The organism is Flavobacterium sp. GL_143 (assembly GCF_057834355.1).
The window spans coordinates 5,630,041-5,655,912 of record NZ_CM174401.1; the positions used below are offsets into that span (position 1 = coordinate 5,630,041).

Consider the following 25,872-nt stretch of genomic DNA (forward strand, 5'->3'; position numbering starts at 1 on the left):
ATTAAGAATTTGCAATTGTTGATATTTTGTTAATTGCGTATAATGCATATAACTGCCTGGTAGGAATGATTTGTTTATTTTTAAATATTACAAGTTCATTTTGTATAAAATGTTCCTGATCTGGTCCAATTTCATCAATAATTCTTTTAACTTCTTCAATTAACTTAGTTGGTTCCAGGAAAGCATCAAATGACTTTTGAACTTCAAACATTTCCTGAAGCTGTTTACCCTTGGCAATTTTTTCAGAAAACCCATTATTTATAATTTTGATAAATTTTTTTCCTTTTTCAGATTTTGATATTAATGTTTCTAAATCAGTATAATGACCATCACTAACTTTTTGAATAGGAAATCCTTCACCTGTACCATATTGTATTGAAGTTATCCATTTACCATTTGCTTTGGAATTGCTTTCAATATCGTAATTTGATAGTGTCACTGTCAAATTACCATCTTTAATTGGATGTCTCCTAAATCTACATCCTTTATTTTTAATCGGTGGGTTGTTAAAATTCTTTAAAACATAATTATTCAAATCATTAACACCAGTAAGTTTTGGCTCCTCACAAACTAACAGTCTAGCATCATTTTTAATCTTTAGCTGATCTAAAGTGATTTTAGCAAATGCACGACTTACAGAGCAACATACAGCATTACCAACTAATCTCCATTTTGCGCCCTCAGAAGAACCAATAAATTGATATGTTATTGGAAATCCCATTATAACAGCAGCTTCACGAACCGTAGGAGATCGATACTCTCCATCTCCTTTTCTTTTAATCTCCGAGATATAAATTATCGATTCTCTAGAATTTGAAATTTTTGTAGCTGTAATTGTTCTACTAGGTTTGTCTTCATTTTCCGGAAATGACATTTTTCCCATAAAAGGATGATTTGTTTTAAAGTGCTTTGAAGATTTCCATTCACTTTCATACACCCCAGTATCATAAAAATGATCAGTCAATTTACTTTGCTCTATTTCAATTGAATATTGAATATCTTTAACTACAGCTTTACTTTTCTTTTCAAAGGGTGAAGGAAAATTCGATTTGATTAATTTTATAGTGTTGTATGGTGATAATTTCCCTTGTAATTTCTTATCTTCATGAGAAACAGGAGGGATAATTAATTTTCTCCTTTTAATTATTTCCCCAGAAATAACCCTTTTTCTTGCTTGGATAGAACCATAATCAGCAGAATTAATAATGGCACTATTTTCTAATAAGTCAATCGCTATTCGATTTGGACTAATTCTATATTCAATCGCCCAATCTGTTAGATGTAAATCTTTAAAAGTATATGAAGTTTGCAAATATCTTTTTGAATTTACAACATTCTCCATATACCAAGCTTTTAAGATAGAATTAGGTTGATGTTTTTTAACAGCTACAATTCTTAAAAATGTTTCTGTTAACTCAACTCCAAGTGATTTATCTGCATTCCCAGATTTATTTGAACTTGAAAAGCTTACGCATGGAGGACTCCCTATGATTACGTCAGTATCTGGAATATTATTAATTTCAATAATAGAATTTTTAAACTCCAAAATATTTTTAATTCCACAATTTAAATTAAAATTATGATTATACGTATCGATGGCAGGCTTCCAGTGATCATATCCATGTGTTATTTCGAATCCCATTTGTCTAAAACCTTCAGAAAAACCACCGGCTCCACAAAAAAAATCCACGACAGATAAGCTATTTTCAATTATTTTTTCGCTCAAGTTTTTTATTTTTTAATAGTGTTTTTTATACCGTAAATCTATATAAAATAAACTGTGTTTAAAGATATACATCTTATAATCCGAATTATTCCTATTTTCAATTATTTACTCTTCAAAAATATTAATAAATAAATTTATGATTTTACGGTTTTCCATAATACTATAATTTGAAGTTTAATATTTTTTTTAAATAAAATAAAATTTCACTAAACTAATATTGCCAATTTGGATACAATTATCACGAGGATAAAAAAATCACTTGTGTTAAAATATTTTTTATGAACGAATATGTGGGTACAAAAGAAGCAATGGAAATTTTAGGAATAAAAAGCCAAACTACAATGGGAAAGTATGAAAATATTGGAAAAATTAAAGCATATAGACCATTAAGTAATAGAAAAAGATACAAGGTTAGTGAATTATTGAAAATTCAGTCAAAAGGATAGCTATCTGGCTATCCTTTTTTTTTCATATCATTTGCATAATTTTAAAAAAAACACATTAAAATATGATTTAATTTGTCGGCGGTATAGGATTTACCACAGGCTGTGCTTGTTCAATAATTAATCTAATTACTTGCTCTTTCGTTTCTTCTACAATAGCAACTTCTTCTTTTTTACTTTCTTTATATTTATTTCTTAAAGAAACAATCGAATCTAAAGCTGCACTTCCTTGATTAATACTTGTACTATTTAATGTTGCATTAGTTACATATTTAATTTCTTTAATTGCGCCAATATCTTCATAAAAAACAACTTTTGAATCCTTAAAATCGAATGGCATTGCTCCCATTGTTCCTTTTTGGGGAAAGTAAATCTCATAAATATCAGTGCCTTTTTCGTCGTCTGCATTAGCGTAAGATTTTAAAGCTTTACCGTTAAAAAGTAACTGGACACTATACTTTGCAGGTAGATTATATACTAAAAAATGTTTTCCATACTCAGCGGTCGTTTTAAATTCGTTTTTAATTTTTTGTGATTTATAAACTTCTTCAATATAGATGCTAAGATTTTTAAATTTTCCATCTGTTTTTTCTGGTAAGGCACCTTCCAAAAGTGGAATTTCTTGCGCTCCTTCAATTATATAGCCTTTTTCTTGGTCAATTTTCAGTAATATTCTTGGTTTTGAAATTGTTTTGCCTGGCTCATAAACTAGACTAATATTGATAATTGTTTTTTTATTTGTGCCCATTATTTCATCTTTAATCTGGGTTATTCTTTTATCAATAAGATCAAGCCTATATTTAGTAGGATCTATTGTTGGCACAGCATTAGTTGCACTTTTTATAAGATCACTTTTACTTTGATTTAAAGAGTTAAGCTCTTTGGTAAGATTTACAAATCTATTATAATGAGTCGAAAAATCTGTATGTTTCTGTATTTGAGATAAATCCTGTTGTGTAGAGCCTAAACCAAAAAATTTACCAGCGATTGATGCTGTCGCTTCAAGACCTTTAGTAACATATTCAAAAGTTTTATCCTCTTGCGCAAATTCACCTGATGATATAATACCATCCTTATTTAATGTGATACCCATCGAATTGGATAGTGCTTTTGAACCACTGTAAGAAATAGTAAATTGTTTTGAAGGATCGGGTATTGTAATTGGGATAAATTGTATTTTATCTCCAATACTAAAAATTTTGTCTGTTTTGGGTATTTTTAAAGATAACCAACCATAATTTTCAAAAACAAAATCTTTCATTATCTTCTGCTCTTCTGAAGAAACTGTATCGATTAATCCTTTTTTAAATGACGAAATTTCAATTGGAATTTTAATTTTTAAAAGTGTTTTGGGGAGGTTGTAAGTAATTAAGCTATTGTACTTTTCAGGCACTACTTCCTTACTATCCTGAACTAGCATTTTTTTTCCACATGATAATATTATCATCGAAACAAGAATTAATGGGAGAAAGATTTTCTTCATATATTTAGATGGTTAGGTGAATAATTTACTATTTAAGTAAGTTGAACTAATGTCTTTTGTAAATCGAAAAACCGTGGAGTTATTTAATTCTTTAATTCGTTTACAAAAACTTAAAAATGTATAATTGCTATAGCCATATCCGTAAATACTATTTAGAATCTTTGAAGACATTAAGCCTCCTAGCCCAGTAGCTAGTGCTATTTCATTATCTGCAGCAGCTGCTAAATGTATTATTTGTGGATAATCTATAGTATTTTCATAGTTCCACTCAACAATAGTTTCTGAGTTACAACTATCAATAATTGTGAATATTCTTTGAGATGGGTGAAAAGTACGGAGTATTTGATCTAATTCGTCATCAAAAATTAATCCATCGTAACATACCAACGCCTGATCCATTAATTCATTATCAGCATCAAATTGATTTGGAAGACTTATTCCATGTCCATGAAAGTAAAAAAGGCATAATCCCCCAGGACGCAATGTTTTCGCTGCATCTTTTAAAGAATTTAAAACCCTCTCTTTTGTCGTATAATTTTGAATAAGTTGTATATTATTAAATGCGTAAGATAACTCATTTGCCAAATCGAGGCAAATTTGATCAGCCCCTTGTGTTGCTGAATTATCAAAACCCGGAATTCTGGTAAAACGAACACTGGAGAGAATCGCAATTTTATCCAAATACATAACAAATTATATTAATTAGCTAAAGCATTTAACTCGTTATCAAATGTAACTAATTGAATTAGCCATAGTATAGGTAAAACTACCTGTTTTTCACATGTAATATTTATTTCTCTTATCTACATTTATTTTCCATTTCTTCATATTTCGGAAATTTAAATCAAAGTAGATAACATTCATTGCCTTTTTTTGTTTGCTTCAAAAAGCTATCTTTGCACCGTCGTTTTTGACTCCTATTTAAAATTAGAGACTCAATTAGAGACCTCATAATTTTAGCAAACATAAAAGCTTGACATAAAGCACTAGAACACCATGAATTACTTATCTGTAGAAAATATATCCAAGTCATTTGGCGAAAGAACCTTATTTGACAACATTTCTTTTGGAATCAATAAGGATCAAAAAATTGCTTTCATTGCCAAAAATGGCTCTGGAAAAACAACTATCATGAGTATTATCAATGGTTTAGAAGAACCAGATACAGGTCAGGTAGTTTTAAGAAAAGGAATCAGAATGGCTTTTCTTTCGCAAAACAACAATTTGCAAGAGGAACTAACTATCGAAGAAAGCATATTTGCTTCGGATAATGAAACCTTAAAAGTTATTGAAGCTTACGAAAAAGCATTAGAAAATCCAGAAGACGAAGAAGCATATCAAAAAGCTTTTGACGGAATGGACCAACATAATGCGTGGGATTTCGAAACACAATACAAACAAATTCTGTTTAAACTAAAACTAGAAAACTTTAAACTAAAAGTAAAAAGTCTTTCTGGAGGTCAGAAAAAACGTTTGTCATTAGCCATTATTCTTATCAACCGTCCTGATTTATTAATTCTGGATGAGCCTACCAATCACTTAGATCTTGAAATGATCGAATGGTTAGAGAGTTATTTTGCTAAAGAAAACATTACCTTATTCATGGTAACACACGACCGTTTCTTCTTAGAGCGTGTTTGTAATGAAATCATAGAATTAGACAACGGAAAATTATACCAATACAAAGGAAATTACTCTTATTACTTAGAGAAAAAAGAAGAACGAATTGCTTCTGAAAACTCAAGTGTAGATAAAGCCCAAAACTTATTTGTAAAAGAATTAGAATGGATGCGTCGCCAGCCAAAAGCGAGAACGACAAAATCTAAATCTCGTCAGGATGACTTTTATGTAATTAAAGAAAAAGCACAAAGTCGCCGTCGCGAAAACAAAGTCGAGCTTGAAATTAATATGGAACGTATGGGAAGCAAGATCATCGAGCTTCACAAAATTTCTAAAAAATTCAAGGATCACGTTATTTTAGATAATTTCAGTTTCGACTTCCAACGTGGAGAACGTATCGGAATTATTGGTAAAAACGGAACTGGAAAATCGACTTTCCTTAATTTATTGACAGGAACACTTCCATTAGATTCTGGAAAAGTTGTTGTTGGAGAAACAATTAAGATTGGATATTATACGCAAAGCGGAATCAACCCAAAACCAGGACAACGTGTTATCGATGTTATTAAGGAATACGGAGAATACATTCCGTTGATGAAAGGTAAGATTATTTCGGCTTCGCAATTATTGGAGCGTTTCCTTTTTGATGCAAAAAAACAATATGATTTCGTAGATAGATTAAGTGGTGGAGAATTAAAACGTTTGTATTTATGTACTGTTTTAATTCAGAATCCTAACTTCCTTATTCTGGATGAACCTACAAACGATTTGGATATCGTAACATTAAACGTTCTTGAGAGTTTCCTTTTGGATTATCCTGGATGTTTATTAGTAGTTTCTCACGATAGATACTTTATGGATAAAATTGTAGATCACTTATTCATTTTTAGAGGACAAGGTGTTGTTGAGGATTTCCCAGGAAACTACTCCGATTTTAGAGCGTATGAAGATAGTGCCGATGTAGCTCAAAAAGAAGAAAACAAAGCCGATAAGAAAGATTGGAAACAAAACAATCCTACTGGAAACCTAACTTTTAATGAGCAAAAGGAATATCAAAAACTAGAAAGAGAAATCAAAGACTTAGAGATAGATAAAACTAAAATTGAACAATTGTTCTCTGACGGAAAAGTAGCTGACGCTGATATTGAGAAAAAAGCTAATGAGTTGCAAAACATCATTAATAAAATAGATCAAAAAGAAGAACGCTGGTTTGAACTTTCTGCTAAGATTGAAGGGTAATTTCCTTAACCCCGAAGGGGAATAAAGCAAGATTTTATATTATACAACCTCAATATTTTTTTAGTAAAAAACACTAAAAATATTGAGGTTCTTTTTTTGGCTCAAAGCCAATAGAAATTAACAAGAAATAATGCTAAAAAACAAAAGTCGTTTTTAATTATTTACAATAGTAAATTCCTATTTTAGCAAAAGTAAAAACAAAATACCAATGCCTTAAACAAGGATTAACAACACTTTATAATATAAAAATGGAATCAAAAAATAAGATTTTAAAATTAACTATAATTATAGGTTTTGCGTTAGCAGTCATTGTTCTGTTATTTTTTTTAATCAAAAGTGATTCGTCTAAAAAAACTATCTCAAATACAACACAACCAAATACTCCGAAAGAAATAAGTACAACTCCTGAAGAAATACCAGAAACAGAATTAAATATCTTTTTTCAAGACTTCATAAAAGCATTTAATAGCAATAAAGAAAAAGAGATAAATAAGTTCATTGATAAAAAAGATGGTCTAGTCGAATTTCTATATGACGGACCATATCCTATAATAATTTTTACCACTAAAATGGATTACATAGAATGGTTTGAATCTAAAATCCATACAAACATTTCTTCTGAAAAATTCCCAACATATTTAGGAGATACCCAATTTGAAAAAACAGGCTTTTTTTATGAAAAATATGTAAACAAGTTCAAGCTTTCCGATTTTGACAATGGTTATGTAAACCTTTCGGATAGCGTTTTTAAGTCTCATCATGCTTTGGAAGATAAATGCAATTACAGAGCATTAGCTATGGATGTAGAGGGAAAACGAATTTATAATTTTTATTTTGCAATTACAAAAGAGAAGAAAAAGCTAGTAGGATTGTCTTATGATTACACAGATGACGTTGCCTATAGTGACCCTAATACAGCTTTCATCCCTTTTGATTCCAAAAAAGATATCGAAAACTACATTGCAGAACATCAGAAATTCTGTGATTCCCAAAATGAGTCCTATTTGGATTTTAGTAAAAATGAATTTACCTACTGGGACTTTAAAGATAAACCTTTCGTCTTTAAAAATTATGAAATTGGAGACATAGAAATACAATCTAAAAAATTAAAAACACGAAAAATCATATTCCATAATGCAGTTACAAATGAAGAATATGATAATTATTTTACGATGACATTGTCTAACAAAGGTACATTCATAGTTCTGCCTATGGGAGCTAGACCATATTATGAATACATTATTTGTAAATAAGTCAAAAAAATAAAACATCTAAATTTTGTTATCTTTACACCTTAAAAAAACACAATCCATGAAACACCTTATACCTGCATTATTAGCCTTAACACTTTTTATCTCTTGTGCTAAAAACAAAAAAACAGAAAATACTGATGTTGTTGTTGACAATGTTGCCAAAAATGAGCAACAAATCAAAGATTATGTAGCTAAAAATAAATTGGATGCACATAGAACTGAATCTGGTTTGTATTATGTAATTAACGAACCTGGAACTGGAGCACAGCCAACCCCAACCTCTAATGTAACTGTAGCATATAAAGGCTCATTTATCGATGGAAAAGTATTTGACGAAAGTAGCGCTGGAATTTCTTTTGGCTTAGATCAAGTTATAAAAGGATGGACAGAAGGTATTCCTTATTTTAAAACTGGAGGTAGCGGTACACTTATCGTTCCTGCCCATTTAGGATACGGAGACAATGATTATAGTTCTATCCCAGGTGGTTCTGTACTTATTTTTGACATTAAATTAATTTCAATAAACTAAGTTACTGCTTCACTGTTTATTTATTAAACTCTGAAAAAAAATACTAAAAGCCTAGCTTTAATTAAATAACAAAACCACAACAAAGATCTAATTCTGTTGTGGTTTTATTTTATAAAACAACTATTCTAAAAACATAAAATGAAGACTGAAATACAACCTTACAATGATAAATTTAAAGAACAGATGATTCTTGTTTGGGAAAATTCCGTTCGTGCCACACATGATTTCCTAGTTCCATCTGATATTGATTATTACAAAAAAATCGTATCATCTATCGATTTTAACTCTTTCCCCGTATTTTGTCTAACAGAAGCTGATACAGTTCTTGGCTTTATTGGTATTGCAGAGAATAAAATCGAGATGTTATTTTTAGCTCCAGAACATATAGGAAAAGGTTTTGGCAAAACATTGATGAATTTTGCTATCAATGAACTTGATGTTAACAAAGTGGATGTTAACGAGCAAAATCATAATGCGATTAATTTTTATTCCAAATTTGGTTTTCTACCATACGACAGAACCGACAAAGATGATGAAGGAAAAGAGTATCCTATTTTAAAAATGAAACTGGAAATCAAGAAATAACAAATTGTAATTTAGAGAGCATCATCTATTCAAGCAAAAAAGCCACAACAAAATTTAATTCTGTTGTGGCTTTTTCATTATGAAGTAAAAAACTGAGACTGTGACCGAGACTGAAAACTAATTCTACCAAGGAATCGGATTATAATCTTTTAAGAATTTTCCGCACCAGTGTTTTCCTGTATTGATTCCGTCGAATAAAGGATCCATTACACGTGCCGCACCATCAACAATATCAAGCGGTGGCTGAAAATCTTCTAGTTCTTGTTTCTTTTTGGCTAATTCGGCAGGATCTTCGTCGGTTACCCAACCAGTATCAACAGCGTTCATAAAAATACCATGTTTTGCCAATGTTCCCGATGAGGTATGCGTTAACATATTCAAGGCCGCTTTTGCCATATTGGTATGCGGGTGACGGTCTTCTTTAAAAAAGCGATGAAACTTCCCTTCCATAGCCGAAACATTTATAATGTGTTTTTTACCCGTATTATCTTTCTTCATTACTTCCGAAAGGCGATTGCATAAAACAAAAGGCGCAACAGAATTCACCAATTGAACCTCGATCATCTCGGTCGTTTCTATTTGTCCTAATCTTAAACGCCAGCTATTTGTTTTTCGTAAATCTACTTGTTGTAAATCAGCATCGAGTTCCCCTTCCGGAAAAACTTCATTTGCTACAAGCGCATTATCAAAAGAATAAGGAATCTGAGATAATTTAGCCGAAGCACGTAAACCAATACCTGGTTCAGGTCCGTGCCAGGTTACAGGCATATTCTGGTTAGAAGAAGCTCCAGAAGTCAATACCTTCAATTCATCCAAACAATTAGTATGATCTAGCAATAATTCTTGTGCTTGTTTAGGCAAAGAACTTATTGCACGCTCTTCATTTTCCATTAAATGTGTATAAAATCCAGCCGGACGTCTCACTGTTTGCGCAGCATTATTGATAAGAATATCTAATCGTTCGTACTTTTGCTCAATAAAATTACAGAAAATCTCCACACTAGGAATATGTCGTAAATCTAATCCGTGAATTTTTAAGCGATGTCCCCATTCCATGAAATCTTCTTCTTTAGAAAATCGCAGGGCAGAATCTACAGGGAAACGGGTTGTTGCAATAACAGTTGCTCCACCACGCAAAAGCATCAAAGTAATATGATACCCAATTTTTAAACGAGAGCCCGTTATAACAGCTACTTGCCCTTTTACATCTGCCGTTTGGAAACGTTTGGCATAATTAAAATCGCCACAATCGGTACACATAGTATCGTAAAAATGGTGCATCTTGGTAAACCCCGTTTTACATACATAACAATTTCTAGGCGTTTCTAGTTCCAATTGTTCCTTATGAGCAAGATCATTATAAGCCAATAATTTTGGCGCAACAAATATACTCGCTTCACGAGCATGACGAATTCCGGTTTCTTTACGAGCCGTTTTATCTTTCTTTTCCTTTTTACGTTTGGCAGCTTCCTTCCCGTCTTTAATTCGTCGGGAGAACTCACCTCTGTCTGGTCTGGAAAACATACCTGCTTCTTTAAGCAAAGAAATTCTTTGCTCTTTAGGGATATCAAATATTTGATCTGTATCAGTATTTAATTGTGCCAAAACAGCAATGCATCGGTCTATTTCTTCCGAAGTTATTGTATTCTTAATTTCTATTTCTTCCTTCGTCATCATAAAAAATGCGTATTACTATTAGCTCAATTTTAAAAGTGCGCAAATATAGGCTTTTTATAGTCTGAAAGTCGAAAGTTTGAAAGTCATAAAGTCTCCTCTTTTTATTTCCAACTTCTCCCCTTTCACTTCTAACTTTATGACCTTTGACTTTTAGACTTTCGACTTTTTTGTATCTTCGCACCTACTTTGCAAAACCCCTTATGTTATTTCAAATAAAATCATACCTTAAATTCCTTTGGAATTCCAAAAATGAACATGCTGTGCATTCGCCTTTTGTGTTTAATTTATTGACTAAATGTTTTTATGACAGAAAAACAAAACCCGAATATGCGATTCTTAAAAATTATCGCAAATCCTTTTTACAAAATAAAAATACGCTTGAAGTGACTGACTTTGGCGCTGGTTCCAGAGTTTTTAAAAGTAATACCAGACAAATCTCTAAGATTGCCAAAACAGCTGGAATTTCACCTAAAAGAGCCGAATTACTATTCCGAATTACAGCCTATTTTAAACCTGACACTATTCTGGAAATAGGAACTTCTTTAGGATTAGCAACCTCTGCCCTAGCCTTAGGCGCTCCAAAAGCAAAAGTTACAACACTCGAAGGTTGCTTTGCAACAGCATTGGTAGCCAGAAACGGGTTGCAACAATTTAATTGTAATAATGTAGAATCGGTTGTAACAGAATTTGAAAGTTATCTGAACAATTATCAATTATCAACTACTAATTATCAATTAGTTTATTTTGATGGCAATCATTCTAAAAAAGCAACTTTAGATTATTTTGATTTTTTACTTCCAACAATTACTAATGATACCGTTTGGATTTTTGATGACATACATTGGTCTCCAGAAATGGAAGAAGCTTGGGGAATTATAAAAGATCATCCAAGAGTAAAAGTTACCATCGATACGTTTCAATGGGGATTCGTATTTTTTAGACGCGAACAAGAAAAAGAACATTTTATTATCAGGGCATAAAAAAATGGCAATCATTCCTGACTGCCATTTCATTCAAAATTCAAAATTCAACCTAATTCTAATATAAAATACTCAATTAACTTACTTTTTCGCTTCAGCGGTTTCTTCAGATTTTGCTCCCATTCTATTTAATGTATACATTGGTGCAAACTTCAATTTCAACCCAGCAATTTTTCTATTATCTTCAGCCGTAAGCCCTTCTTTTTCAACAGTATTTTTACGACTATCTAGTGCTTCGTACATCATTTTAACTTCATCCCAGTCTTCTCGGGAATAACTGTCTTTATTCTTTTGGGCAGTATCTACAAATTGCTGATAAACACTAAGAATATTTTTGGCATTTACCCAATCAAAATTCATGTCATTTCCTATTTTTCCTTCTCCAAATAAAGCATCACGCATTTTTTGTTTTGGATTTGGGGCAGTAAGGGCGGTAAGTTCTGCTTTAAAAGCCTCATATTTAGCTTTACTAGCTTCAATTCTTTCCTGAGCTTTTGCATTTTCTTTGATGTCTGCCAAAGCCAATTCTGCTTTCTCAGATTCTATTTTATACTTGTCTTCAATTGTGTTCCAATTGGTTTTAGCATTTTCTACAGTTACATTTTTTATTGAATCTACATACGCTACATAGGTATCAATAGTTTTTTCTGCTTGTGCTGCTTTTTCATCTTTACATGAAACAAATCCCATCGCAACAAATGCTATTCCGAATAATAATTGTGTATTTTTCATAATCTCAATTGTTAATGTTATCTGCCAAATGTAACACATTTTTTAAATAAAATTAAATATTTATCAAAATATTATGAATTTCATTAAATTAAAATTACAAAAACTAAACAAATATGATAATTATGTAAATTTAAAAAGTAATTATATAAAACACTTTATCCGCTTTGTAGTTTAGACTCAAAAAAGACAATCCTGTTACCTTGCAAACAATAAACAAGTGTAACAAAAATGTATTTTAAACTACTTATGATTAATTCAAAAGCGTTTTGTACTTTTAAAATCTAAAATTTATCCCGAAACTTCGGGACAACAATCATAAACTCCAATGGCAAATCCATTAATTAAAATCACTAATATTAAACGAAATTTTGTACTTGGAAACGAAATTGTTTATGTCTTAAAAGGAATTGATTTAGAAATAAATAAAGGGGAATATGTTGCTTTAATGGGACCATCGGGTTCAGGAAAATCAACATTAATGAACTTATTGGGATGTTTAGACACTCCAACTTCTGGAACTTATATCCTTAACGGAAAAGATGTAAGCCAGATGAAAGATGATGAATTGGCAGAAATTAGAAATAAAGAAATTGGATTTGTTTTCCAAACTTTCAACCTTTTACCAAGAACTACTGCACTAGACAATGTTGCCTTACCTATGATTTATGCTGGCTACTCTAAATCCGAACGAGTTGTTCGTGCTACCCAAGTATTAAAACAAGTAAATCTTGCCGATAGAATGGACCATCAGCCGAATCAGCTTTCGGGAGGACAACGACAACGTGTAGCAATTGCAAGAGCATTGGTTAACAAACCATCTATTATTCTTGCCGATGAACCAACCGGAAATTTAGATAGTAAAACCTCTGTAGAAATCATGAAACTTTTTGATGATATCCATGCACAGGGAAATACTGTAATTCTGGTTACCCACGAAGAGGATATTGCTGCCTATGCACACCGCATCATTCGTTTGCGCGATGGTGTTGTTGAAAGCGACGCGACTATTAAAAAATAGTTTAACTGTTTATTTGGTTAATTGTTTAATCGAATAAAAAGTAAAAACTTAGTATCTCAGAATCTTAGAAACTCAGTACCTAAAAATAATGAAAGTATATACAAAAACAGGAGACAAAGGAACTACCGCACTTTTTGGCGGAACCCGCGTTCCTAAAGACCATATCCGTATTGACAGTTACGGAACCGTTGATGAACTTAACTCATATATAGGTCTCATACGTGATCAGGAAATGAATGCGCATTATAAGAACATTTTAATCGAAATTCAAGACCGCTTATTTACCGTAGGTGCAATTCTAGCCACTCCGGTAGAAAAAGAAGTACTAAAAAACGGAGAATTACGTCTTAAAAATCTTGGTATTGTACCTTCGGATATCGAATTGCTTGAAAATGAAATCGATACCATGGAAGAATCGCTCCCGCAAATGACCCACTTTGTTTTACCAGGCGGACATCAAACCGTGTCATATTGTCACATCGCGCGTTGCGTTTGTCGTCGTGCCGAACGATTGGCAGTACATTTAAGTCATAATGAGACTGTTCCGGAAATAGCAATACAGTACTTAAACCGACTTTCTGACTACCTTTTTGTCTTGGCACGAAAGTTGTCTTCTGACTTAAAAGCGGATGAAGTGAAATGGATTCCGAGAAAGTAAACTTTCTTAAAATTCCAATTTTTTAAAATCCCAAATTCCAAAGAAATAATTTAAAAATTATGCGAATTTAAATCATATATAAAGTTCCAAAATATTGGAATTTTTAGATTCCTTTTGGAATTTTTAATTTAATTTTTGGGGTTTAAAAATTCAAAATATTGCGATTTTACCTTCCCTTTTTGGGATTTGGAATTTAAATATTGGATTTTAACAAGAGACGTTCTTAAATTTTACTAAAATAAATCGTTTTTTACTTGTCTTTCTCAGTAAAAAAATTATTTTTGCACAAACTAAATTGACAAAACATGTATTGGACATTAGAATTAGCATCATATTTAAGTGATGCACCGTGGCCTGCTAACAAAGACGAACTTATAGACTACGCTATTAGAGCAGGAGCTCCATTAGAAGTAGTAGAAAACCTGCAGTCAATTGAAGACGAGGGTGAGATATATGAATCAATGGAAGAAATATGGCCGGATTATCCAACAGACGAAGATTATCTTTGGAACGAGGATGAATATTAAAAAGTAACCCCAAAGAAAAAGTCTCAAAAAAGAGGCTTTTTTTTTGTTTAAATTTACACATTTAGATAAATTATAGAAATACCAACAGATCATGAGTTTCATTAACAGTATTATTAAAGTCTTTGTAGGTGATAAATCACAAAAAGATGTCAAAGCTTTACAACCTTATTTAAACAAAATTAAAACTTTCGAAACTAGCCTTATCGCTTTGTCTCATGACGAGCTAAGAGCCAGGACCGTATTTTTTAAGCAAAAGATAAAGGACGCAAGAGCCGAAAAAGATGCTAAAATCGCTTCTCTAAAAACAGAAGTAGAAAGCATTGAAGATATCGACAAGAGAGAAGACATTTACGAAGCTATAGATACTTTAGAAAAAGAAGCTTACGAAATCTCAGAGAAAACATTATTGGAAATTCTTCCAGAAGCGTTTTCTGTAGTAAAAGAAACAGCACGTCGTTTTAAAGACAATTCTTTTATCGAGGTTACTGCAACTCCAAAAGACCGCGAATTTTCAGGTTCAAAAACTTATGTTACTATTGAAGGTGATAAAGCTACTTGGGCTAACAAATGGAATGCTGCTGGTAAAGAAATTACATGGGACATGATTCATTATGATGTTCAGTTAATTGGTGGTATGGTATTGCACGAAGGTAAAGTTGCCGAAATGCAAACAGGTGAAGGTAAAACATTAGTTGCTACACTTCCTCTTTACTTAAATGCTTTGACAGGAAACGGAGTTCACTTAGTAACTGTGAATGATTACCTTGCAAAACGTGATAGTACATGGAAAGCACCTTTATTCGAATTTCACGGTTTAACTGTTGATTGTATCGATAACCACCAACCAAGTACAGAACAAAGAAAGAAAGCGTATGATGCAGACATTACTTACGGAACAAATAACGAATTCGGATTTGACTACCTAAGAGATAATATGGCGCATTCGCCAAATGACTTGGTACAAAGAAAACACAATTATGCAATTGTCGATGAGGTCGATTCTGTATTAATTGATGATGCAAGAACACCACTTATCATTTCTGGTCCAGTTCCTCAAGGAGACCGTCATGAATTTAATGAATTAAAGCCAAAAATTGAAAACTTAGTAAGTTTACAACGTCAATTGGCAAATGGATTCTTAGCTGAAGCTAAAAAATTAATAAAAGAAGGAAATACTAAAGATGGTGGTTTCTTATTATTAAGAGCTTACAGAAGTTTACCTAGAAATAAAGCTTTAATTAAATTTTTGAGTGAAGAAGGAATTAAACAATTACTTCAGAAAACCGAAAATCAATACATGCAGGACAACAACCGTGAAATGCATAAAGTTGATGAGGCTTTATACTTCGTAATTGAAGAAAAAAACAATCAAGTTGAATTAACTGATAATGGAATCAAATTCCTTTCAGGAGATACAGATGCAGACTTTTTCGTATTACCAGATATCGGAACTGAAATCGCTGCAATTGAAAAACAAAAATTAGACAAAGACGCTGAAGCTGAAGCCAAAGAAAGATTATTCCAGGATTTTGGTGTAAAAAGCGAGCGTATCCACACTTTAACTCAACTGTTAAAAGCGTATGCACTTTTTGAAAAAGATGTAGAATACGTTATCATGGACAACAAAATTATGATTGTTGATGAGCAAACAGGTCGTATCATGGATGGTCGTCGTTATTCTGACGGATTACACCAAGCGATTGAAGCTAAAGAAAATGTAAAAATCGAAGCTGCAACTCAAACTTTTGCAACTGTTACTTTACAGAACTACTTTAGAATGTACAGCAAATTAGGCGGTATGACGGGTACTGCAGTAACAGAAGCTGGTGAGTTATGGCAAATATATAAATTAGATGTAGTTGAGATTCCTACGAATCGTCCAATGTCAAGAATAGACAAAGAAGATTACATTTATAAAACTACACGTGAAAAATTCAATGCAGTAATCGAAGATGTAACTGAATTATCTAAAGCAGGAAGACCAGTTTTAATTGGAACAACATCTGTAGAAATCTCTGAGTTATTAAGCCGTATGCTTAAAATGAGAGGTGTTACACACAATGTATTGAATGCTAAAATGCACAAGCAAGAGGCACAAATTGTAGAAGAAGCAGGAAAACCTGGAGTAGTAACCATTGCGACCAATATGGCTGGTCGTGGTACCGATATTAAATTATCTCCAGAGGTTAAAGCTGCCGGAGGTTTAGCAATCGTTGGTACAGAACGCCATGATTCTCGTCGTGTTGACAGACAGTTACGTGGTCGTGCTGGTCGTCAGGGTGACCCAGGAAGTTCTCAATTCTATGTTTCTCTAGAAGATAACTTAATGCGTTTATTTGGTTCTGAAAGAGTTGCCAAAGTAATGGATAGAATGGGATTACAAGAAGGTGAAGTTATTCAGCATTCTATGATGACTAAATCTATCGAACGTGCTCAGAAAAAAGTAGAAGAAAACAACTTTGGTGTTCGTAAGCGTTTATTAGAATATGATGACGTTATGAACTCACAACGTGAAGTAGTTTACAAACGTCGTCGTCACGCATTGTTTGGAGAGCGTTTAAAACTAGATATCGCAAACATGCTTTACGATACTTGCGAATTAATCGTAAGCAACAATAAAGTAACAAATGATTTCAAAACTTTTGAGTTTGATTTGATTCGTTATTTCGGAATCACTTCTCCAATTTCTGATGCAGATTTCAACAAATTGTCAGATATTGAAATCACAGGAAAAGTATACAAAGAAGCTTTGTCATTCTATACTGAAAAAACAGAACGTAGTGCTAGAGAAGCCTTCCCTATCATTAAAGGAGTTTATGAAGAGAAAAACAATCAATTTGAGCGTATCGTAGTTCCGTTTACAGATGGTATCAAAACATTAAATGTTGTTACTGATCTTAAAAAAGCATACGAAACTGAAGGTGCTCAACTAATTGCTGATTTCGAGAAAAACATCACTTTATCTATCGTTGATGAAGCTTGGAAAAAACACTTACGTAAAATGGACGAATTGAAACAATCTGTTCAATTAGCCGTTCACGAGCAAAAAGATCCATTGCTTATCTATAAATTAGAAGCTTTTAATTTATTCCGTGCAATGCTGGATAACGTAAACAGAGAAGTAATTTCATTCTTATTTAAAGGTGATTTACCAGCTCAAAACGTTCCGGAAATTCATGAAGCAAGAGAAGTTCGTCAGAAAGAAAATTATAAATTAAGTAAAGACGAAATCGAAAATAGTGAAGATATCAACCGCGAAGCTGGAGAAACTCAGCAACGTCAAGTTACAGAAACTATTACTAGAGATATGCCTAAAATAAATCGTAATGATAACGTTACAGTGCAACAAGTTGCTACTGGAACAGTTGAAACGATGAAATTTAAAAAAGCAGAAAGCTTAATCGCTTCAGGCGAATGGGTTATCGTTAAATAATCTACAGTCTCAGTATATTCAGTCTCAATTAACATTTTGAGACTGAAAACTGAAACTAAAAACTCAAAAAAATCCCCCAATTATACTAATTAATTGGGGGATTTTTTATTCAGAATTCTCTTCAAAATATCGGGCTTCGATGCGCTTGATATCTTTAATTGAGTTTTTGGCCCAAGCCAAACGCTTCTCTAGAATTTCATCTTCTGATAAATGCCAATCGACATCTGTATTTCGCAATCTGTTTGTTAGATTCTGAATAATTATCGCTGCCGAAACAGAGATATTCAGGCTTTCTGTAAAACCTACCATCGGAATTTTAAGAAATCCATCTGCTTTTCGCAAAATCTCTTCAGATAAGCCATCTCTTTCTGTACCAAAAAATAAAGCACTAGGTTTTGTAACATCAAAATCTTCCAGCAAACAATCATTATCATGTGGTGTGGTAGCAATAATTTGATATCCTTTGCTTTTTAATGTATCTACACAATTGGTAATACTATCAAATGTATTAATATCAACCCATTTTTGAGCTCCCATCGCTATTTCCTTATCGATTCTTTTACCATAACGTTGCTCGATAACATTAAGTTCCTGGATTCCAAAAACTTCACAACTACGCATTACAGCACTTGTATTATGCATCTGAAAAATATCTTCGACAACAACAGTAAAATGCTTAGTACGGTTTTCGAGAACTTTTAAAAATTTATTTTTTCGATTTTCGGTTAGGATATTTTCAAGAAAATTGAGGTAATCTATATTAATCATTTCAGTAGTATTTGTGGCAAAAATACTAAAAAAGAGTACAATTAAGGCTATGAAAAACAGTTAGCTTTAAATTCTTATCTGTCGAAAGATTTAAAAAGCAATCTAATTTTTATGAGCTAGTTCTGCTAAACTCTCATCTAATTTTTCATACAAGACATTAGCCTTGGTAAAATCGATTACCAAAGTATCATTTACATAAGAATCACCTTTAAAATCAACATTTCCATTTTTAGAATGCCTATTTAAACGTTCGCACATTAAATCAATCTCTTCAATAAAATAATCTGCATCAATAAAAGACAAGAATCTTTCCAGAATAGATTTCATTCCTTCTTTATAATTATACATCGAAACATTTTTGTCTGTTGCATAAAAATCAAGGTACGCCTGAAAATATTTCTCCAGAACAACTGCTCCATACTGATGAAAAGAAATTTCCTCAATCTCTTTAGCGCTAATTCCAAAAATAGACGATGGCAACAAATTAGGTACCATATGCATTCCCTTTAATTGTGCATGAGATTTTAATACTTCTGTTGGATTTCTGTAAAGCAATACAAAAGGTAATTCTGGAAAAATTAATCGCAACTGATTAACTTCGAATATGTGCCAAGAATCTAATTTTACAATTAAATTCTTTTCTTCAGGAAAACGTTTTTGTCCCAATAAAGAAATTACCGCTTTAATAAGAGCTCTTTTTTTATCAAAATCAAAAAGATTGCTTCTTAGGATTTGATCAATAATTGGTGCTTCAGAAATTACAATATTTTGTGGAGAAACGGATAAAGACTGGCTCATCATTGTAGAGCCACAGCGGGAAACATGAAACAATAATGATTTTAACTCTGTTGTGACTAATCCTGCAGACCATTCCATAAGATTTTCGGCACTACTCACCACTTTATACCTTGTTGAATTGTTATAATGAACTTTACATTTTATAATGGTTTCTTCAAAAAAAGGGTCTACATACCTTTTATCTCCCAGATAAATCCATTCAAAATATACATCATTATCTGTTTCGACTAATTTATAGGGAATCCAATTTAAAAGGGGATGATCTGCGTTTTCCATTTTTATAAAATCTATTATTAAGTTTCCAAAGTATTGCAACGTAAATATATACATTTTACAAAAAACAATCTACATAACAACCTGATAGAAAATGAGTAATACTTAAATAGCAGTATTAGGTATATTTTCTATTATAAAATAATAAAGCTTATCGGTAGAAACTGATACCGATTCTGAGTCCGTTTTAAGCGTCAAATCTGCTTTCAAAGGAGTTTCAAAAACATCGCTTATTCCTGTAAAATTGCTGATTTTATTACTATCATTATCCGGCAATAATGCTTTTTTATACAATCCTTTTGGATCTCGTTTAATCAGATTATCAATCGAACAATTTAGGAATACTGTTTTTACAAACTCATGCTGACCAATTTCATTTCTTAAATCTTCGTAAGGGTTTATTACCGACATTAAAACGATAATTTCTGATTTAACAAAATCCTGCCCTACGCTAAACAACCGACGAACATTTTCGCATCTGTCGTCTTTAGAAAATCCTAAGTCTTTGCAAAGGCTTTTTCGATAAACATCACCGTCAATTATTTCGACTTTGTAGCCCTTTTTCAATAATAATTGTCCAACGTTTTCTGCCAATGTGGTTTTGCCTGAACCCGACAAACCTGTAAATTGTATTAATATCATTTAAAAATTATCATTATTTAAACTTTCATCCACAAAACAGCAGTAACCTAAATCCTTATCTTGGTTATTGTTACTTGTAAAAATACTAAAAAAGACTCACTTTAATAAAATCATTTTAACAAGTATTCAAAGCTAGTTTTTAAGCTAAAATTGACTATTTTTATTTTTTTAGAAATAATCCAAAATGAAAAAGAAACTGGTAGTTTTAACTGGTGCAGGAATTAGTGCCGAAAGCGGAATAAAAACTTTTCGCGACAGCGATGGTCTATGGGAAGGACATGATGTAATGGAAGTAGCAACACCTGAAGGCTGGTACAAAAATCCCGAATTGGTTCTTGATTTTTATAATCAAAGACGTAAACAACTCAAAGAAGTGACTCCTAATTTAGGACATCAGATTTTAGCCGAATTAGAGAAAGATTTTGATGTACATATTATAACTCAAAATGTTGATGATTTGCACGAACGTGCCGGAAGCTCTAAGGTTTTACATTTGCATGGTGAATTACTAAAAGTGCGTAGTTCTCAAAACCCAAACTACATTTTAGACTGGAATGATGATTTATTCATGACGCATCTAGACGACAAAGGAAACCAACTACGCCCGCATATTGTTTGGTTTGGCGAAGAAGTACCTGCACTAGAAGAAGCGATAGACATTGCTGAACAAGCTGATTATTTTGCCGTAATAGGAACTTCATTACAAGTATATCCTGCAGCAGGATTAATTTCTTATACTCCTGCTAGCGCTCCGCTTTTTTATATTGATCCAAAACCTATTAAAATTCCGAATCTGAGAAATAAAATTGAAGTTATTCCCGAAGTGGCTTCTAAAGGAATGGAAATATTAAAAACAAAACTAGCCGAAATAACTACAAAATAATAAACAGAAAACTATAAAATGATTGTACAGAAATGGCTTGAGTTATTGTCTTATTATAATCTATTTACCGTAATAATATTTTTTCTTATCGAAAATTTATTACTTATGCTTCTGGCTATTCTTATTGGGAAATTAATTGACAGAGAAGCCACAAAAATCAAAAATTCTGATATAAAATGGGTTACTAGCACCTTATTATGTAATACGCTAGTAACTTTAATAGGTTATAAATTATATCAATATCAAATTATTAGAATAGATTTTTCTGCTTCGCTTTTCACAATTGTACTGAATACTCTTCTATTGATTTTCCTAATGGATTTCTTTATGTTTTGCTTTCATTTTTTGGCACACAAATTAACTTGGTTCCACCCTATCCATAAGCTACATCACACTCATATTGATACAAATGTGTACAGTTTATTTGTTCTTAACCCTATCGAAACTTTGGGTTTTGGTGCTATATGGCTAATTATAATTTCGATATTAGAGTTTAATTACATTAGTATTATAGTGTATTTAATCCTGAATTTATCTTATGGAATATTAGGTCATTTAAATAATGATATTTTTCCGAATTTCTGGAATAAGAATGTTTTCACAAAATGGATTTCGACCACACAATTTCATTCGAACCATCATAAAAACGAATCCCATAATTTTGGCTTTTATTTTACTATTTGGGACAAAATTTTTAAAACAATCATTTAAAATTGTAATGTTTAACTATAATAACTTGCAACTAACTTTCAGAAGTTTTAACAATAACTTACATTTGCATCTTTCAAAATTAACAACACAACAATGACTACTTTAAACGAATTGAATGCCATATCGCCAATTGACGGAAGATATAGAAACAAAACCCTTTCATTAGCTCCATTTTTTTCTGAAGAAGCGCTAATTAAATACCGGGTATTGATTGAAGTTGAATACTTTATTGCTTTATGCGAAGTGCCATTGCCACAGCTTGCAACCGTAAATTCAGACCTTTTTGAGAGTTTACGTAACATTTATAAAAATTTCTCTACCGAAGATGCTCTTTGGATTAAAGAAACTGAAAAAGTAACCAACCACGATGTAAAAGCGGTTGAGTATTTTATCAAAGATGCTTTCGAGAAACTAGGATTATCAGAGTATAAAGAATTCATACACTTTGGGTTGACTTCTCAAGATATCAACAATACAGCTATTCCTCTTTCTACAAAAGAAGCTTTTGAGAGAGTATATATGCCATCATTAATCACACTTACATCTAAACTAAAAGATTTAAGCGTAGAATGGAAAGATATCCCGATGCTTGCACGTACTCACGGACAACCAGCCTCTCCTACTCGTTTGGGTAAAGAAATTGGTGTTTTTGTAGAACGTATCGAGGAACAAATGCGTTTGTTATTTAATATCCCGTTTGCTGCAAAATTTGGTGGAGCAACAGGAAATTATAACGCTCACCACGTTGCTTACCCACAAATTGACTGGAAAAAATTCGGTGGTAATTTTGTAGAAAACATTCTTGGATTACACCACTCTTTTCCAACAACACAAATAGAACATTACGATCATTTTGCAGCATTTTTTGATGCTTTAAAAAGAATCAACAATATAATCATTGATTTAGACAGAGATATTTGGACATATGTTTCAATGGAATATTTCAAACAAAAAATCAAAGCTGGAGAAATTGGTTCATCAGCTATGCCACATAAAGTGAACCCAATTGATTTTGAAAATTCTGAAGGAAATTTAGGAATTGCAAATGCTATATTCGAACACCTTTCGGCTAAATTACCAATTTCGAGATTACAACGTGATTTAACAGATAGTACTGTTTTAAGAAACGTTGGAGTTCCTATAGGACACACTATTATTGCTTTTGAAGCAACATTAAAAGGATTGAATAAATTACTTTTAAACGAATCTAAGTTTCATGAAGATTTAGAGAAAAACTGGGCGGTTGTTGCAGAGGCAATCCAAACCATTTTACGTCGTGAAGCATATCCAAATCCATACGAAGCTTTAAAAGGTTTAACAAGAACGAACGAAGCAATTGATAAAAATGCTATTCATAGTTTTATTGCAACGTTAGATGTTTCTGAAGAAATCAAGGCTGAGCTAATGAAGATTACTCCAAGCAACTTTTTAGGTATCTAAAAAGTTGGTTTTCAGATAAAAATCCCGTTATTTATAAGTACATTTACTATAAATAACGGGATTTTATTATTATAATATTATCTTAAATTTCACATTAAGGAATCGCATTACTTTCATTTTTTTTTATTTTTTTATATCTTACAACAATTCAAAAATAAATACAAAAAAGTATACGCCTATGAGTCCAAATGAGACTGTAACACATGCCGCTCAACATTTAGAACCATTAATTAGCGACTTAGGATTAATCCTAATGACAGCTGGAATAGCTGTGCTAATCTTTAAAAAATTAAAACAGCCTTTGGTTTTGGGCTACTTAATCGCAGGATTTTTAGCAGGAAATCATATTGAATTTTTTCCTTCTGTAACCGATAATAAAAGCGTAGAAGTTTGGGCCGAAATTGGTGTGATTATTTTACTTTTTAGCTTAGGTCTCGAATTTAGCTTTAAAAAATTAATGAAAGTCGGCGGAACCGCCTCCATAACAGCAATTACACAAATTATAACAATGGTCGCCGTAGGTTATCTGGTCGGCCGATGGATGGATTGGTCCCAAATGGATAGTATCTTTCTGGGTGTAATTTTATCAATTTCCTCCACCACCATTATCCTCAAAACGTTTGATGAATTAGGTGTTAAGGCGCAAAAGTTTGCCGGCATAGTAATTGGCTCCCTAATTGTACAAGATATTATTGCGATTTTAATGATGGTTTTACTATCGACTATTGCAGTAAGTCAGCAATTTTCTGGAAGTGCATTATTACTTTCGGTATTAAAATTAGTATTTTTCCTTACCGCATGGTTCGTTGGAGGAATCTTCTTTATCCCTACTTTATTAAAAAAGGCCAAGCATTTATTAACCGACGAAATGTTGCTTATCATTTCACTTGCTTTGTGTTTAATGATGGTAATCTTAGCTTCAAATGTTGGTTTTTCTCCTGCTTTGGGTGCCTTTATCATGGGATCTATTATTGCAGAAACTACACAAGCGGAACATATTGAACACTTAGTAAAACCAGTTAAAGATTTATTTGGTGCTATTTTCTTTGTATCGGTGGGAATGTTGATTAACCCTGAGATGCTTATCACACATGCTATTCCTGTAGCAATTTTAACTCTTGTTACCATTTTTGGTCAATCGATAAGTTCTACAATTGGAGCTTTACTCTCTGGGCAACCCTTAAAACAATCAGTGCAAACCGGGATGAGTTTATCTCAAATCGGGGAATTCTCCTTTATTATAGCTACGCTGGGAATGTCACTTAATGTAACGAGTGCTTTTTTATATCCTATAGTTGTTGCAGTATCGGCTGTAACTACATTTACAACGCCATTTATGGTGAAATTTGCAGGGCCATTCTCTGAATACTTAGAACAGAAATTACCTCGCAAATGGATTAAAAACATTAATCGTTACAGTCTTAATACTCAAGCCATAAAATCTGTAAGCACATGGCAAATTGTGTTGCGATCTTATATAACTCAGATTGTAATACACACTATTATTATAACTGCGATTATATTATTATCGTCTAAATTTGTTGCTCCATTAGTAGAGGACACTAGATTTGGAAATACAATCGCTGCGCTTATTACGCTTATCGTTATTGCTCCGTTTTTATGGGCACTTTCGTTAAGACGTGTTGCTGTAAAAGAGGTTGAACTTTTATGGGAAGAAAGAAAATATCGTGGTCCGATTATGATGATGATATTAATACGCATCGGGTTAGGATTATTTTATGTAGGATTCCTGTTAAACATTTTCTTCTCACCTTTGGTTGCTTTTGTTGCCTTAGTTATTGCGGTTGCCGCTTATCAATTTTTCCCTAAAAAACTTAACGAGCAATACCACAGAATAGAGAATCACTTCCTTAAAAATCTTAATGATCGCGAAACAACTAAAATAGATAGGAAGTATGCCAACTTAACTCCTTGGGATGGGCATATGTCTATATTTGAGATTGCCAAAGAATCTAATCTTGCTGGTAAAACTCTTGAAGAATTAAAAATTAGAGAAGAAATGGGAATCAATATCGCTTTTATAAGACGTGGTGATATTACAATACAAATTCCAACCAAAAACGAACGTTTGTTTCCTGGTGATGAAATATGCGTTATTGGTACTGATGCACAGGTTAGTGAGTTTACCAATTATCTGAATAAAAACGAAATTGAAGCTCCTAAAACTACCGAAGAATCGGAGATTGTTTTAAACCAACTAGAACTTTCTGATAATGAATTTATCAAGAAAAGCATTAGTGAATTTAGACATAAAACAAATGCCTTGGTAGTAGGAATTGAAAGAAACGGAAAACGAATTCTGAATCCTGAATCCCAATTGATTTTAGAAAAGGACGATATTATTTGGGTCGTTGGAGACAAAAAACGAATGAAACAATTCGTAAAAAAAGTATAATAAACAAAAAAGGTATAATTTTCATTATACCTTTTTTT

The 25,872-nt window shown here is 32.3% G+C and carries 22 protein-coding genes; 14 read left to right on the forward strand and 8 right to left on the reverse strand.

The window, feature by feature from the left end:
• Window position 1 precedes the first annotated feature (1 nt).
• The gene (locus AC3IPI_RS23725; protein WP_489156240.1) at window positions 2-1,726 is read right to left on the reverse strand and encodes a DNA cytosine methyltransferase; all 1,725 of its coding nucleotides are present in this window, start codon (window positions 1,724-1,726) and stop codon (window positions 2-4) included.
• A gap of 278 nt (window positions 1,727-2,004) precedes the next feature.
• Between AC3IPI_RS23725 and AC3IPI_RS23730 the strand changes: the two genes are divergently transcribed.
• Window positions 2,005-2,172, forward strand: coding sequence for a MerR family transcriptional regulator (locus AC3IPI_RS23730; RefSeq protein ID WP_489156242.1), 168 nt, complete (start codon window positions 2,005-2,007; stop codon window positions 2,170-2,172).
• A gap of 67 nt (window positions 2,173-2,239) precedes the next feature.
• Here AC3IPI_RS23730 and AC3IPI_RS23735 read toward each other — a convergent pair whose 3' ends face one another.
• Both AC3IPI_RS23735 and AC3IPI_RS23740 read right to left on the reverse strand, forming a co-directional pair.
• Window positions 2,240-3,652, reverse strand: coding sequence for a hypothetical protein (locus AC3IPI_RS23735; protein WP_489156244.1), 1,413 nt, complete (start codon window positions 3,650-3,652; stop codon window positions 2,240-2,242).
• Window positions 3,653-3,664: 12 nt separating this feature from the next.
• On the reverse strand, window positions 3,665-4,339 hold the full coding sequence (locus AC3IPI_RS23740) for a caspase family protein (protein ID WP_489156245.1): 675 nt from the start codon (window positions 4,337-4,339) through the stop codon (window positions 3,665-3,667).
• 309 nt (window positions 4,340-4,648) lie between these two features.
• Here AC3IPI_RS23740 and AC3IPI_RS23745 point away from each other — a divergent pair, with 309 nt between their 5' ends.
• From AC3IPI_RS23745 to AC3IPI_RS23760, 4 genes are all read left to right on the forward strand, one after another.
• The gene (locus AC3IPI_RS23745) at window positions 4,649-6,511 is read left to right on the forward strand and encodes an ABC-F family ATP-binding cassette domain-containing protein (RefSeq protein WP_039111235.1); all 1,863 of its coding nucleotides are present in this window, start codon (window positions 4,649-4,651) and stop codon (window positions 6,509-6,511) included.
• Between the two features lie 248 nt (window positions 6,512-6,759).
• Entirely contained in the window at window positions 6,760-7,764 is a 1,005-nt protein-coding gene (locus AC3IPI_RS23750; protein ID WP_489156246.1) for a hypothetical protein, read from the forward strand.
• Between the two features lie 58 nt (window positions 7,765-7,822).
• Window positions 7,823-8,293, forward strand: coding sequence for an FKBP-type peptidyl-prolyl cis-trans isomerase (locus AC3IPI_RS23755; protein WP_039117681.1), 471 nt, complete (start codon window positions 7,823-7,825; stop codon window positions 8,291-8,293).
• A 138-nt stretch (window positions 8,294-8,431) separates the two neighbouring features.
• Complete coding sequence (locus tag AC3IPI_RS23760) at window positions 8,432-8,878, forward strand: GNAT family N-acetyltransferase (RefSeq protein WP_489156248.1); 447 nt, start codon at window positions 8,432-8,434, stop codon at window positions 8,876-8,878.
• A gap of 123 nt (window positions 8,879-9,001) precedes the next feature.
• On the opposite strand, the gene AC3IPI_RS23765 is transcribed toward AC3IPI_RS23760, so the two are convergent.
• A complete protein-coding gene (locus tag AC3IPI_RS23765; protein ID WP_489159253.1) occupies window positions 9,002-10,552 on the reverse strand; it encodes an SDR family NAD(P)-dependent oxidoreductase in 1,551 nt (516 codons plus the stop codon).
• Between the two features lie 203 nt (window positions 10,553-10,755).
• Here AC3IPI_RS23765 and AC3IPI_RS23770 point away from each other — a divergent pair, with 203 nt between their 5' ends.
• Entirely contained in the window at window positions 10,756-11,535 is a 780-nt protein-coding gene (locus AC3IPI_RS23770; RefSeq protein ID WP_489156250.1) for an O-methyltransferase, read from the forward strand.
• 81 nt (window positions 11,536-11,616) lie between these two features.
• Here AC3IPI_RS23770 and AC3IPI_RS23775 read toward each other — a convergent pair whose 3' ends face one another.
• Window positions 11,617-12,267: a DUF6565 domain-containing protein gene (locus AC3IPI_RS23775; protein ID WP_039111574.1), complete on the reverse strand. Its 651-nt coding sequence runs from the start codon at window positions 12,265-12,267 to the stop codon at window positions 11,617-11,619.
• A gap of 325 nt (window positions 12,268-12,592) precedes the next feature.
• On the opposite strand from AC3IPI_RS23775, the gene AC3IPI_RS23780 reads away from it, so the two are divergent.
• The 4 genes from AC3IPI_RS23780 to secA all read left to right on the forward strand — a co-directional run bounded on the left by AC3IPI_RS23780 (window position 12,593) and on the right by secA (window position 17,903).
• Entirely contained in the window at window positions 12,593-13,285 is a 693-nt protein-coding gene (locus tag AC3IPI_RS23780; RefSeq protein WP_039111242.1) for an ABC transporter ATP-binding protein, read from the forward strand.
• An 88-nt stretch (window positions 13,286-13,373) separates the two neighbouring features.
• A complete protein-coding gene (locus tag AC3IPI_RS23785; protein WP_039111244.1) occupies window positions 13,374-13,943 on the forward strand; it encodes a cob(I)yrinic acid a,c-diamide adenosyltransferase in 570 nt (189 codons plus the stop codon).
• 305 nt (window positions 13,944-14,248) lie between these two features.
• On the forward strand, window positions 14,249-14,470 hold the full coding sequence (locus tag AC3IPI_RS23790) for a DUF2795 domain-containing protein (protein ID WP_007138072.1): 222 nt from the start codon (window positions 14,249-14,251) through the stop codon (window positions 14,468-14,470).
• Window positions 14,471-14,561: 91 nt separating this feature from the next.
• Entirely contained in the window at window positions 14,562-17,903 is a 3,342-nt protein-coding gene (gene secA, locus AC3IPI_RS23795) for a preprotein translocase subunit SecA (protein WP_039111245.1), read from the forward strand.
• Window positions 17,904-18,008: 105 nt separating this feature from the next.
• Here secA and AC3IPI_RS23800 read toward each other — a convergent pair whose 3' ends face one another.
• The 3 genes from AC3IPI_RS23800 to cysC form a co-directional block, all read right to left on the reverse strand.
• The gene (locus AC3IPI_RS23800; protein ID WP_489156255.1) at window positions 18,009-18,671 is read right to left on the reverse strand and encodes a TrmH family RNA methyltransferase; all 663 of its coding nucleotides are present in this window, start codon (window positions 18,669-18,671) and stop codon (window positions 18,009-18,011) included.
• Between the two features lie 102 nt (window positions 18,672-18,773).
• A complete protein-coding gene (locus AC3IPI_RS23805) occupies window positions 18,774-19,745 on the reverse strand; it encodes a sulfotransferase family protein (protein WP_489156257.1) in 972 nt (323 codons plus the stop codon).
• A gap of 102 nt (window positions 19,746-19,847) precedes the next feature.
• Entirely contained in the window at window positions 19,848-20,384 is a 537-nt protein-coding gene (gene cysC, locus AC3IPI_RS23810) for an adenylyl-sulfate kinase (RefSeq protein ID WP_039117678.1), read from the reverse strand.
• Between the two features lie 184 nt (window positions 20,385-20,568).
• Here cysC and AC3IPI_RS23815 point away from each other — a divergent pair, with 184 nt between their 5' ends.
• The 4 genes from AC3IPI_RS23815 (at window position 20,569) to AC3IPI_RS23830 (ending at window position 25,834) form a co-directional block, all read left to right on the forward strand.
• A complete protein-coding gene (locus AC3IPI_RS23815) occupies window positions 20,569-21,267 on the forward strand; it encodes an SIR2 family NAD-dependent protein deacylase (protein WP_489156259.1) in 699 nt (232 codons plus the stop codon).
• Window positions 21,268-21,285: 18 nt separating this feature from the next.
• Entirely contained in the window at window positions 21,286-21,978 is a 693-nt protein-coding gene (locus tag AC3IPI_RS23820; RefSeq protein ID WP_489156261.1) for a sterol desaturase family protein, read from the forward strand.
• A gap of 93 nt (window positions 21,979-22,071) precedes the next feature.
• Window positions 22,072-23,418 (forward strand): adenylosuccinate lyase, encoded by a 1,347-nt coding sequence (gene purB / locus AC3IPI_RS23825; protein ID WP_039111252.1) that lies wholly within the window; start codon window positions 22,072-22,074, stop codon window positions 23,416-23,418.
• A gap of 178 nt (window positions 23,419-23,596) precedes the next feature.
• Entirely contained in the window at window positions 23,597-25,834 is a 2,238-nt protein-coding gene (locus tag AC3IPI_RS23830; protein ID WP_489156263.1) for a cation:proton antiporter domain-containing protein, read from the forward strand.
• The last annotated feature ends 38 nt before the right edge of the window (window positions 25,835-25,872 follow it).

Excerpts from the sequence above, each read along its gene's own strand:
- AC3IPI_RS23730 (WP_489156242.1), top strand. The coding sequence starts at position 2,005 with ATGAACGAATATGTGGGTACAAAAGAAGCAATGGAAATTTTAGGAATA.
- AC3IPI_RS23735 (WP_489156244.1), bottom strand. The coding sequence starts at position 3,652 with ATGAAGAAAATCTTTCTCCCATTAATTCTTGTTTCGATGATAATATTA.
- AC3IPI_RS23740 (WP_489156245.1), bottom strand. The coding sequence starts at position 4,339 with ATGTATTTGGATAAAATTGCGATTCTCTCCAGTGTTCGTTTTACCAGA.
- AC3IPI_RS23745 (WP_039111235.1), top strand. The coding sequence starts at position 4,649 with ATGAATTACTTATCTGTAGAAAATATATCCAAGTCATTTGGCGAAAGA.
- AC3IPI_RS23750 (WP_489156246.1), top strand. The coding sequence starts at position 6,760 with ATGGAATCAAAAAATAAGATTTTAAAATTAACTATAATTATAGGTTTT.
- AC3IPI_RS23755 (WP_039117681.1), top strand. The coding sequence starts at position 7,823 with ATGAAACACCTTATACCTGCATTATTAGCCTTAACACTTTTTATCTCT.
- AC3IPI_RS23760 (WP_489156248.1), top strand. The coding sequence starts at position 8,432 with ATGAAGACTGAAATACAACCTTACAATGATAAATTTAAAGAACAGATG.
- AC3IPI_RS23765 (WP_489159253.1), bottom strand. The coding sequence starts at position 10,552 with ATGACGAAGGAAGAAATAGAAATTAAGAATACAATAACTTCGGAAGAA.
- AC3IPI_RS23770 (WP_489156250.1), top strand. The coding sequence starts at position 10,756 with ATGTTATTTCAAATAAAATCATACCTTAAATTCCTTTGGAATTCCAAA.
- AC3IPI_RS23775 (WP_039111574.1), bottom strand. The coding sequence starts at position 12,267 with ATGAAAAATACACAATTATTATTCGGAATAGCATTTGTTGCGATGGGA.
- AC3IPI_RS23780 (WP_039111242.1), top strand. The coding sequence starts at position 12,593 with ATGGCAAATCCATTAATTAAAATCACTAATATTAAACGAAATTTTGTA.
- AC3IPI_RS23785 (WP_039111244.1), top strand. The coding sequence starts at position 13,374 with ATGAAAGTATATACAAAAACAGGAGACAAAGGAACTACCGCACTTTTT.
- AC3IPI_RS23790 (WP_007138072.1), top strand. The coding sequence starts at position 14,249 with ATGTATTGGACATTAGAATTAGCATCATATTTAAGTGATGCACCGTGG.
- secA (WP_039111245.1), top strand. The coding sequence starts at position 14,562 with ATGAGTTTCATTAACAGTATTATTAAAGTCTTTGTAGGTGATAAATCA.
- AC3IPI_RS23800 (WP_489156255.1), bottom strand. The coding sequence starts at position 18,671 with ATGATTAATATAGATTACCTCAATTTTCTTGAAAATATCCTAACCGAA.
- AC3IPI_RS23805 (WP_489156257.1), bottom strand. The coding sequence starts at position 19,745 with ATGGAAAACGCAGATCATCCCCTTTTAAATTGGATTCCCTATAAATTA.
- cysC (WP_039117678.1), bottom strand. The coding sequence starts at position 20,384 with ATGATATTAATACAATTTACAGGTTTGTCGGGTTCAGGCAAAACCACA.
- AC3IPI_RS23815 (WP_489156259.1), top strand. The coding sequence starts at position 20,569 with ATGAAAAAGAAACTGGTAGTTTTAACTGGTGCAGGAATTAGTGCCGAA.
- AC3IPI_RS23820 (WP_489156261.1), top strand. The coding sequence starts at position 21,286 with ATGATTGTACAGAAATGGCTTGAGTTATTGTCTTATTATAATCTATTT.
- purB (WP_039111252.1), top strand. The coding sequence starts at position 22,072 with ATGACTACTTTAAACGAATTGAATGCCATATCGCCAATTGACGGAAGA.
- AC3IPI_RS23830 (WP_489156263.1), top strand. The coding sequence starts at position 23,597 with ATGAGTCCAAATGAGACTGTAACACATGCCGCTCAACATTTAGAACCA.